Below are 10,337 nucleotides of genomic sequence, written 5' to 3'. Positions count from 1 at the left end.
GTGGTCGGTTAATGTCTATCACCGTGGTAGCGGACACCCATCCCGATGGCGGCGATATCCCTCATCCGGACGTCGGGGACGCGCTAACCCCGAGACAGGCCGCGGCGGCGATCTTCTCCAGCCGGTTGTCGGAGCTGATCGCGGAGTCCGTCGTCTCGACCGAGGACGGGTCGACGCGGTCGCTGACGCTCTACTCGCTGGCACAGCACCTGGAATTGGCCTACCCGGACGTGCCGGTGTCGCAGTCCGGCCTCTACCGGCTGATCCACGGTGACGCGATCCCGCGCCTGGACTTGGTGATCGCGCTGGCACGGGTGTTCGACGTGCCGCCGGAGTACTTCGTGACCGAGGAGAAGAAGCGCTGACCAGACGGGCCGGCTGTTCTCTCCAGCGGGAATAGCGTGGGCTCGGCGGGTGGCTCGGTCCGGATACGATCCGGACCATGCCCGCCGAGGACCCGGGAGACGTCTTTCTCCGTCATCGAGGCGCGGTCCTCGACGCGCTGCTCTCCGATCCTTCGCTCGGGTCTTCCGCCGCGCCGCGCGCCGACAGCGCGCCGCTCGGCGACACGGAGGATTTCGGCGCGGGCGCGGAGTTCGGCGCCGCGTCGCTCGGGTTGCCCGACCTGGATTCGGAGCCGCAGGAGGTCGCCCCGCGGCGGCGCACCGGTGACGGCCCGAAGGCGAGCGAGCGTATTCTCGCGCTGCTGAACGGGCAGGCGCAGGAGCCGGCCCCCGGAGTGGAACTCCGGAACGACTACTCCGCGGTGGCCGCGCGATCGAACGCGCCGGCCGACCCGGAACCGCAGCCGGAACGCGTATCCGCCACACCGGCCGACCGGCTCGCGCCCGCGCAGCAGATGGCCAAGGACGTGCTCGTCCAGCTGCGCAAACCCAGGGTGGCGCTGATCGTCGCCGCGGTGGTCGCCGTACTGCTGGTGCTGCTGCTGGTCACCACCGGCGGCCAGGAGAAGAACACGGCACAGGACCAACTTCTGGTCGTCACGCCGCCGCCGACCTCGGCGCCGCCCACTACCTCGGCCGCGCCCGCGGCGGGCTCGATCATCCAGCCGAAGTCCGCGGACTCGAAGTGCCCGCCCGGCAGTACGTCGGCGATGGACGCGTTCGGCGGGCAGACCGGCAAGGCGTGGTCGTGCGTGCGCGCCTACAAGGTCGACGGCCAGGTCATCACCATCGACCTGGGCAAGACGTATCAGATCGACTCCATCGGCATCGTGCCCGGCTGGGATCACATCAGCGCGGACGGCACCGATCAGTGGGCGAAATACCGCACCGCGAGCCGGGTTTCCTACCAGTTCGACGACGGCAACAAGACCGTCTACACGCAGCCGACCCTCGATCAGCGGACGCTGGTGGTGACCAAGATCGAGCCCGCGGTGAGCGCGGCGAAGATCGTACTGACCGTGCTGGAGTCCAAGGGCGATCCGTCGATCAACACCACCGCGATCTCCTCGATCGTCATCACGGGGCGCTGAGGTGTCCACGCTGCCCGAACTGGTCTGCCAGTACTGCTCGCACCGCAACACCGGTGCGGATTCCCGCTGCGCGCACTGCGGTGCTCCGCTGCGCTCGGCCGCGGACGCGGCGAAGTCCGCCGTGGAGAGGGTGCCGACCCAGGTCGCCGAAGCCGCCGAGAAGGTCGGCGCGGGGACGAAAAGGTTTGTGGACAAGACCTATCCGCGCTGGCAGTGGCAGGCGCTCGGGGTGGGCCTGCTGGTGATGATCGTGGCCGCCGTCTTCGGTGTCCGGTCCTGTTCGCTGTCCCTGCCCTCGCTTTCCGGGGCCACGACGCCCGTGCAGGCCATGCCGGACACGTTGCGCTCGGCGGCTACCTGCCAGCGGCTCGACGCCGGTGGGCAAGGGGAGAAGTGCGTCGTCGCGGCCGGTCACCCGATGCTGTTCGGCGGCATCGCAGGCGGGCGGGACATGATCTTCTACGTCGAACTGGCGCAGCAGGATCGCTTGGCGGACAGCATCTCTCGATGGCGCGGCTCCGGCGGCGTCGCCCTCGTCGACGGTCCCGTCTATGCGGCGATCGGACCCTCGGCAACCGTCTGGTACGCGGATACCCGGACGGGTCTGCGGTTGGAGACGGGCACCTTCGCCGGGCGGGCCGCCGCCCAGACGTTCATGTCGCGGGCGGGACTGGTCCGCTGAGCTGACCGCGCCTGCTCCACCGGAGGCGCGGAAAATCCCTGATCCGGACGCACGCAACCCATGCCGGCCGCAGCCAATTATTGTTACACTATTGATTGTGCCGTTATTCAGCGGTACGTTATTTGAGGTACGAAACACGTACGAGCGCAGTTCTCGGGAAGGCAACGGATCGATGGTGGCAACCACCCAGCAGACGATTTCACCGAAGCGGTTCCGCGATGATCCGACCGATCTGGAGGCGGCTTACTTCCGGTGGATCCAGCCCGGATCCTCGGCGTCGGCGATCACGGATCGGGCCGAACGGATCTTCCGGCAGCATCTGGAGCTGGCGGCCACCCGCGCGCCCGGCTCGGCGACCACCCGGGTCTACCGGCCCGACGACAGCGCGGGGCTCGGCGCCGCGATTCAGATCGTCAACGACGACATGCCGTTGCTGGTCGACTCGGTCACCGCCGCGCTGCGCCGCCTCGGCGCGACGGTGACCGAAGTCGTGCATCCGGTGTTCGACGTCACGCGCGACGCCGACGGCCGGGTGCTGTCCATCGCGCCCCGCGACGGCGTGGCCGAGACGGCCGGAGCCGCCGAGGGAAAGCCCCTGCGCGAGTCGTGGATTCACGTACAGCTGGGTGCGGGCCTGTCCGACGAACTGGTGGACCGGATCGAACAAGCGTTGCCGCCACTGCTGGCCGACCTGCGCCGAGTGGCCGTCGACACGCCGACCATGGTCGAGGTGCTCAACAACGTCGCCGACCAGCTCGATCAGGCCGCGCAGTGGGCCGGTGACGCGGAGATCCCGCAGACCGCCGGGCTGCTGCGCTGGCTGTCGGACGGGCACTTCACCACGCTCGGCTACGGCTACTACCACTTCCGCCGCTCCGCGCCGAGCGCGAACGCCGACTTCGTGCCGTGGCAGCTGCCGGGCACGGGACTCGGCGTTCTCGGCAACGGCGCCGACGCCGAAATCAGCGTGCCCGTGGTCGGCGCGAAGCGCACGGTCCTGCGCATGGCCAACGGCTCGGTGGACTCGCTGCTGCCCGGCTCTCGCGACCTGTACTTCATCAGCGTGGCCGACTACGGGGCAAGCGATCCGAGCGGCCGTGCGTCTTGGGGCGACACCGTCAAGATGGTCAAGGGCGAACACGTCTTCGTCGGCACTTTCACCGTCGCGGGCCTGCACGAGAACATCCTCGACATCCCGATCATCTCGCGGCGCGTGCTGCAGGTCATCGAATGGGCGGGTTTCGGCCTCGATTCGTTCTCCGGTCAGGCGATGCTGGAGATGATGCAGTCCTTCCCGCGCGTGGAGCTGTTCTCCACCGACGCGCGCAGGCTGTTCGAAACCGTCTCCGCCGTCATGAATCTGGGCCTGCGGCGGCAGGTGCGGTTGTTCATCCGGCGTGATTCGCGCAGCGACACCATCTACTGCCTGGTCTACATGCCGCGCGATCGCTACTCCACCGAGGTGCGCCTGCGCATGGGCGAGATACTGCGCGAGCAGTTCGACGCCGAACAGATCGCCTACTCGGCGCGGGCCACCGAATCGGAGCTGGCCGTCGTCTACTTCACGGTGCACCGCAAGCCGGGCGCCGACGCCGCCGACATCTCCGAGGACAATCGCGAGCGGATCCAGGAACTGCTGCTGGCGACGACCTGGACCTGGAGCGACCGGCTGGTCGCCGAGGCGGCGGGCGTGCCCGATGTGCCGCAGGCGCTGGTCACCGATTACGCGGCGGCCTTCCCGGCGAGCTACCAGCAGGAGCACGAGCCCGCGCACGCGCTCACCGACCTGCGGCGCCTCGAGCGGCTGTCCGACGGCGCGATCGACACCGATCTCTACCGTCAGGGCGAGTCCGGCTCCGCGGAGTGGCGATTCACGCTCTACGTCGCGGGTGAGGGCGTCTCGCTGAGCCGTGTGCTGCCGGTTCTGCACAGTCTCGGTGTGGAGGTGGTCGACGAGCGGCCCTACCGCATCGCGCTGGCGGACCGGCCGGACCGCTGGATCTACGACTTCGGGCTGCGCGTGCCCGCCGCGGCGCTGCGGGACGCGCTCGACAGCGAGCCGCTCGCGCAGGCCGGGCATTCCGTCGACGCAGCCTCGCTGCCGGAAACCAGTGTGCGACGGCGTTTTCCGGATGCCGTCACCGCGATGTGGTTCGGCCGCGCCGAAGTCGACGGACTGAACGAGCTGGTGCTGCGTGCCGGCCTGCACTGGCGTGAGGTGGCCCTGCTGCGGGCCTACGCGAAGTATCTTCAGCAGGCCGGATTCGCCTACACCCTGGGCAACATCACGCGCGTCCTGCTCAACCATCCGGCGACGGCGCGGTCGTGCATCGACCTGTTCGCCGCGTACTTCGACCCGGACGGCATCGGCGCGGAAGCGTCCGACCGGGCCATGGACATCGCGCAGCGGGTGCAGACCGAGATCGACGCCGTGGTCAGCCTGGACACCGATCGCATCCTGCGGGCGCTGTTCGGCTTGATCGAGGCGACGCTGCGCACCAACTACTACCGGCGCGACGAGGCGGGTGCTGCGCTGGACTACCTGTCGGTCAAGCTGAATCCGCACGCGATCGCCGAACTGCCCAAACCGCGCCCGCAGTTCGAGATCTTCGTGTACTCGCCGCGCGTGGAAGGCGTGCACCTGCGCTTCGGATCGGTCGCGCGTGGTGGTTTGCGGTGGTCGGACCGGCTGGAGGATTTCCGTACCGAGATCCTCGGTTTGGTGAAGGCGCAGGCGGTGAAGAACGCCGTGATCGTGCCGGTGGGCGCGAAGGGCGGTTTCGTGGTCAAGCAACCGCCCACGGCCACCGGTGATCCCGTCGCGGACCGGCAAGCGTTGGGTGCGGAAGGCGTCGCCTGCTACCGCACCTTCATCTCCGGCTTGCTGGACATCACCGACAACGTCGACCGCGCGACCGGGGACGTGCTTCCCCCCGCGCAGGTGGTGCGCCGGGACGGTGACGACACCTATCTCGTCGTGGCGGCCGACAAGGGCACCGCGACATTCTCCGACATCGCCAACGACGTGGCCCTGAGCTACGGCTTCTGGCTCGGTGACGCGTTCGCTTCCGGTGGTTCGGCGGGTTATGACCACAAGGCGATGGGCATCACCGCCAAGGGCGCGTGGGAGAGCGTGAAGCGCCACTTCCGTGAGATGGAGATCGACACTCAGACGCAGGATTTCACTGTGGTGGGTGTCGGTGACATGAGTGGTGACGTGTTCGGCAACGGCATGTTGCTGTCCGAGCACATCCGTCTGGTCGCGGCGTTCGACCACCGCCACATCTTCCTCGACCCGATTCCCGACGCCGCTCGTTCCTATCGGGAGCGGCAGCGGATGTTCGCGTTGCCGAGGTCGTCGTGGGCCGACTACGACAAGTCGCTGATCAGCTCCGGCGGCGGCATCTACGACCGTTCCGCCAAGGCTATCCCGGTGACCCCGGAGGTGCGCGCGGCACTCGACCTCCCCGCGAACGTGACCACGCTGTCCCCGCCGGAAATGATCAAAGCCATTCTCCTGGCCCCCGTGGATCTGCTGTGGAACGGCGGTATCGGCACCTACATCAAGGCGAGCGCCGAGACCAATGCCGACGTGGGCGACAAGTCCAACGACGCGGTGCGGGTGAACGCCGACCAGCTGCGGGTCAAGGTGATCGGCGAGGGCGGCAACTTGGGCGCTACGGCGCTGGGCCGGATCGAGTTCTGCCGCAACGGCGGACGGATGAACACCGACGCGCTGGACAACTCGGCGGGCGTGGATTGCTCCGACCACGAGGTCAACATCAAGATCCTGCTCGACGCCGTGGTCTCCAGCGGCGAGCTCGCCGTCGCCGAGCGCAATCCACTGCTGGCCTCGATGACCGACGAGGTCTCCGACCTCGTGCTGCGGGACAACATCTCGCAGAATTTCCGGCTGGGGATGTCGCGGGCCGACGCGGCGGGCATGTCCGGCGTGCACGGCAGGCTGATCAACGACCTCGAGCAGCGCCGCGGTCTGGACCGTGAGCTGGAGGCGTTGCCCACCGAGGCGGAGCTGGCCCGCCGCGCGGCCGAAGGGACCGGGCTCACCTCGCCCGAGCTGGCGAATCTCATGGCGCACGTGAAGCTGTCGCTCAAGGCCGACCTGCTGGCCGGCGACCTGCTCGACAGCGCGGCGTTCGCCTCGGTGCTGCCGGCCTACTTCCCGGCGCCGCTGCGCGAACGGTTCGCCTCAGCGATCGGCAGGCACCCGCTGCGGCGCGAGATCGTGGCGACCGTCGTGGTCAACGAGATGGTCGACTACGGCGGGATCACCTACGCCTTCCGGCTCGCGGAAGAGGCCGGGGCGACCACCGACGACGCGGTGCGCGCGTACAAGGCGGCGGTGGAGATCTTCGATCTGCACACCCTCTGGGAGCGGATCAGGCAGACGCCGATGTCCACGGCGGCGCGCAACGAACTGGAGCTGGAAACCAAGCGCACGCTGGACCGGGCGTCACGCTGGCTGCTGTCCAACCGGCCGCAGCCGATCGCGATCGGCGCCGACATCGCCCGGTACCGTGAGGGCGTGCGCGCCCTGTCCGGCCAGGTGCCCGCCTGGCTGACCGGCGAGCTGACCGACGATCTCGCCGAGCGTTCGCGGCGGTCGATCTCCCGCGGCGCGCCGCGGGAGCTGGCCGAGGAGGCGTTCGGGCTGATCCACCTGTTCCCGCTGCTGGACGTGATCGATCTGGCCGACATCGCCGAGCGCGACGCGGCGGAGGTCGCGGTGCTGTACTACGCGCTCAACGAGCACTTCCAGATCGAACGGCTGCTGACCGCGGTGAGCAAACTGGAGCGTGGCGGGCGCTGGCGGGCGCTGGCGCGCCTCGCGGTCCGCGAGGATCTCTACGATTCGCTGCGGTCGCTGACCCTCGACGTGCTCACCGCGACCGAACCGCAGGACAGCACCGCCGAGAAGATCGCGTACTGGGAGTCGACCAACCGGTCGCGGCTGGCCCGTGCGGGTGCGTCGCTGGCGCAGATCTTCGCCGCCGAAACGCACGATCTCGCCGCGCTCTCGGTGGCGGCGCGGCAGGTCCGCGGCATGGTGAGCGGCAGTGAGTCGACGGCCGTGTCAACGACGGTCGCGGGCTGATCTCCCGCACGATGCCCGGAGGCAGGCGCGCTCGGCGTCAGCCTCCGGGCATCGGCGTTCCGCAATCGCCGCAGAACTTGGCGTTGGGACTGGATTCCGCGCCGCAGCTCGGGCAGTGCCGCGGCTGCGGCGTGAGGCGCGCTCCGCAGTTCATGCAGAACTTCGCGCCCGCCGGATTGGCGGACTGGCAAGCGGCGCAAGTGGTCTGGCCCGCTTCCGGCGCGATGGCAGGCGGCGGCGCGGAGGAAGGGCCGCCGACGTGCTGGCCGATGGCGTTCAAACTCAATGCCGCACCGAGGAACCCACCTTCGGCGCCGTGGTGGTGACCGTGCGCGAAACCCTGGCTCGCACCGAGCGCGAGCTCGCCCGCGGCGTAGCGCTGGAAATCGCCGGTGAGGCGGATGTACTTGACGTCTTTGGCGAGTCGCTTCAGCCGGTCGGCGTCCTCCGGCGCCAGACTGATGTCGAAGTTGCCCAGCCGTGAGATCCGCAGCCCGTATTCGTACAGCGCGGTGTTGGTCTGGCGCAGTACCGCGCTCTCGATCGGCTGCAGCTGCGCCGAGAGGCCCAGCACCTGCCAGTCGCCGCGCGAGATACCCTGCGTGACGGCAATTTTCATCGACTTGAGGAGCAGGTCGGCGCACCAGCTCTGTACTCGGTCCTGATCGGTGAGATCGGCGGTGCCCGCCAGCGCGGTGATCAGCTCGGCCGGATCGCGGACGGTGAGCGCGAACTCGCCGAAGACCCGCAGCGTCACCACCTGCTCGCTGACCGGGTCGAGGATGTCGGCCAGCCGCCCGCCGAAGCGAATCCCGGGAAACTCTCGCGTGGAGACGAAATACAGCTCGGCCCGGTAGTAGTTGCCGCCGGTGACGGTGTCGACGAGCGCGCCGAGCACCGGTAGCTCGTCGGCGTCGATGCGGTGGCGTCCCGGGCCCATCGCGCCCACCACTTGCCCGGACTTGACGAAGAGGGCGAGCTGGTCTGCGTTGACCATCGCACGGGTGTAGCGGCGGATGTTGACATCCGGCCACTTGTAGACCAGCTGATTCTTGCGGTCCTCCGGGACCGCGACGAACTCCCGCTCGAACCAGGCCATCTGCGCTCCCTCATCCGGTATATATCTCATCGAGCGTACCGATAACCGGTGGTACGTTCAACGAATAACTTCGGGATCGCCGCTGCTCGGGCGCCCTTTTCTCAAAGTCTTTGATGTCCAGCGTGTTACAAGATGTGGATCGCTATTGAACGTGCCGCTGTCTAACGGTACATTGATCGAAGTTATGATCGCCGTCACCTGAAAGGCCATCGACATGACCACAGTTCGACCACCCGCGGACGCGCCCGCGCAGGCTGCCGCGCTCGAAGACGAGGACTCGGGCTACCACAAGTCGCTGCGCCCGCGTCAGCTGCAGATGATCGCGATCGGTGGTGCGATCGGTACCGGGTTGTTCCTCGGTGCGGGTGGCCGGCTGGCCAGTGCGGGACCAGGGCTCTTCCTCGTGTACGCCATCTGCGGCGTGTTCGTGTTCTTCATCCTGCGGGCGCTCGGCGAGCTGGTGCTGCATCGCCCCTCCTCCGGATCGTTCGTCTCCTACGCCCGTGAGTTCTACGGCGAGAAGCTGGCATTCGCCGTCGGGTGGATGTACTTCTTCCACTGGTGCATGACCGGGATCGTAGACATCACCGCCATCGCGACATATGTCCATTACTGGGGAGCGTTCGAGGCGATACCGCAGTGGCTGATCGCCCTGGTCTCCCTCGCCGTCGTGGTGAGCATCAACCTGGTCTCGGTGAAGTGGTTCGGTGAGCTCGAGTTCTGGGCCGCGCTGATCAAGGTGATCGCGCTGGTCACCTTCCTGATCATCGGCACGGTGTTCCTCGCGGGCCGCTTCAAGGTCGACGGGCAGGTCACCGGCCCGAGTGTCATCTCGGACAACGGCGGGCTGTTCCCGTCCGGACTCCTTCCACTGGTCCTGGTCACGACCGGTGTCGTATTCGCCTACGCCGCCGTGGAACTGGTCGGCACCGCGGCCGGTGAGGCGGAGAACCCGGAGAAGATCATGCCGCGCGCGATCAACTCCGTGATCGCCCGGATCGCGCTGTTCTACGTGGGTTCGCTGGTCCTGCTCGCGCTGCTGCTGCCCTACACCGCGTTCAAGAACGGTGAGAGCCCCTTCGTCACGTTCTTCTCCCGGCTCGGCGTGGACGGCGCCGGTTCGGTGATGAACCTCGTCGTGCTGACCGCGGCGTTCTCCAGCCTGAACGCGGGCCTCTACTCGACCGGCCGCATCCTGCGCTCGATGTCGATGAACGGCAGCGCGCCCACCATCGCGGCGCGGATGTCCGGCGGCGGCGTGCCCTACGTCGGCATCCTCGCCACCGGTGCGGTCGCGCTGATCGGCGTCGGCCTGAACGCGGTGGTGCCGGAGCAGGCCTTCGAGATCGTGCTGAACATGTCGGCGCTGGGCACCATCTTCGCGTGGACCGCGATCGTGGTCTGCCAGCTGCAGCTGTGGCGCTGGTCGCGCACCGGCCGCGTGGAACGGCCGTCGTTCCGGCTGATCGGCGCTCCGTACACCAGCTTCGCCACGCTGGTGTTCCTGGCGACCGTGGTCGTGCTGATGGCGTTCAGCGACGACCACGTGCAGCGCGGTGCGGTGATCGCGATGATCGTCATCATGGTTCCCGCGCTGGTGGGCGGCTGGTTCCTCGCCCGCAAGCGAGTGCTGCAGATCGCGGAGATCCGCCAGGGCATCACCGGTCAGTTCCCGGTCCTGGCCGAGCGGCCCCAGCGCCGCGCGACGAGCGGCGACAACACCGTGGTGATCCTCGACAAGCCCGACGACGAGGAGTGAAGCAGTATCCGCCCCGGGCCGTGCGCCCGGGGCGGATCTATTCCCAATGCCGGGAACAATACTCGCGCGCATCGACAGGCGGCGGACCAGAATGAAACCGCGATTCAACGGCGGGTCTGAGAGGTTCGTATGCCGGAGCACCCCAGCGCATCCGACCGCCCACTTGCGCATCCATGGGCGAATCGG

Annotated in this window: 6 protein-coding genes; 5 read left to right on the top strand and 1 reads right to left on the bottom strand. The window is 68.1% G+C overall.

What is annotated here, in order from left to right; translation table 11 throughout:
- Positions 1-11 precede the first annotated feature (11 nt).
- The 4 genes from LTT66_RS04695 (at position 12) to LTT66_RS04680 (ending at position 7,293) form a co-directional block, all read left to right on the top strand.
- Complete coding sequence (locus LTT66_RS04695; protein ID WP_233064254.1) at positions 12-365, top strand: helix-turn-helix domain-containing protein; 354 nt, start codon at positions 12-14, stop codon at positions 363-365.
- 77 nt (positions 366-442) lie between these two features.
- Positions 443-1,495, top strand: a complete 1,053-nt coding sequence (locus LTT66_RS04690) for a discoidin domain-containing protein (RefSeq protein ID WP_233064252.1) — start codon at positions 443-445, stop codon at positions 1,493-1,495.
- A 1-nt stretch (position 1,496) separates the two neighbouring features.
- The gene (locus LTT66_RS04685) at positions 1,497-2,177 is read left to right on the top strand and encodes a hypothetical protein (RefSeq protein ID WP_233064250.1); all 681 of its coding nucleotides are present in this window, start codon (positions 1,497-1,499) and stop codon (positions 2,175-2,177) included.
- Between the two features lie 172 nt (positions 2,178-2,349).
- Positions 2,350-7,293, top strand: coding sequence for an NAD-glutamate dehydrogenase (locus LTT66_RS04680; protein WP_233064248.1), 4,944 nt, complete (start codon positions 2,350-2,352; stop codon positions 7,291-7,293).
- Between the two features lie 37 nt (positions 7,294-7,330).
- Here LTT66_RS04680 and LTT66_RS04675 read toward each other — a convergent pair whose 3' ends face one another.
- On the bottom strand, positions 7,331-8,392 hold the full coding sequence (locus LTT66_RS04675; protein ID WP_233064246.1) for an SPFH domain-containing protein: 1,062 nt from the start codon (positions 8,390-8,392) through the stop codon (positions 7,331-7,333).
- Positions 8,393-8,606: 214 nt separating this feature from the next.
- Here LTT66_RS04675 and LTT66_RS04670 point away from each other — a divergent pair, with 214 nt between their 5' ends.
- The gene (locus LTT66_RS04670) at positions 8,607-10,151 is read left to right on the top strand and encodes an amino acid permease (RefSeq protein ID WP_233064244.1); all 1,545 of its coding nucleotides are present in this window, start codon (positions 8,607-8,609) and stop codon (positions 10,149-10,151) included.
- The last annotated feature ends 186 nt before the right edge of the window (positions 10,152-10,337 follow it).

The organism is Nocardia gipuzkoensis (genome assembly GCF_021183645.1).
Classification (GTDB): domain Bacteria; phylum Actinomycetota; class Actinomycetes; order Mycobacteriales; family Mycobacteriaceae; genus Nocardia; species Nocardia abscessus.
This window is presented reverse-complemented; position numbering and strand designations above follow the sequence as displayed.

What these genes read in the sequence shown, in the direction of transcription:
- LTT66_RS04670 (WP_233064244.1), top strand. Translation starts at nt 8,607, where the DNA reads ATGACCACAGTTCGACCACCCGCGGACGCGCCCGCGCAGGCTGCCGCG.
- LTT66_RS04680 (WP_233064248.1), top strand. Translation starts at nt 2,350, where the DNA reads ATGGTGGCAACCACCCAGCAGACGATTTCACCGAAGCGGTTCCGCGAT.
- LTT66_RS04675 (WP_233064246.1), bottom strand. Translation starts at nt 8,392, where the DNA reads ATGGCCTGGTTCGAGCGGGAGTTCGTCGCGGTCCCGGAGGACCGCAAG.
- LTT66_RS04690 (WP_233064252.1), top strand. Translation starts at nt 443, where the DNA reads ATGCCCGCCGAGGACCCGGGAGACGTCTTTCTCCGTCATCGAGGCGCG.
- LTT66_RS04695 (WP_233064254.1), top strand. Translation starts at nt 12, where the DNA reads ATGTCTATCACCGTGGTAGCGGACACCCATCCCGATGGCGGCGATATC.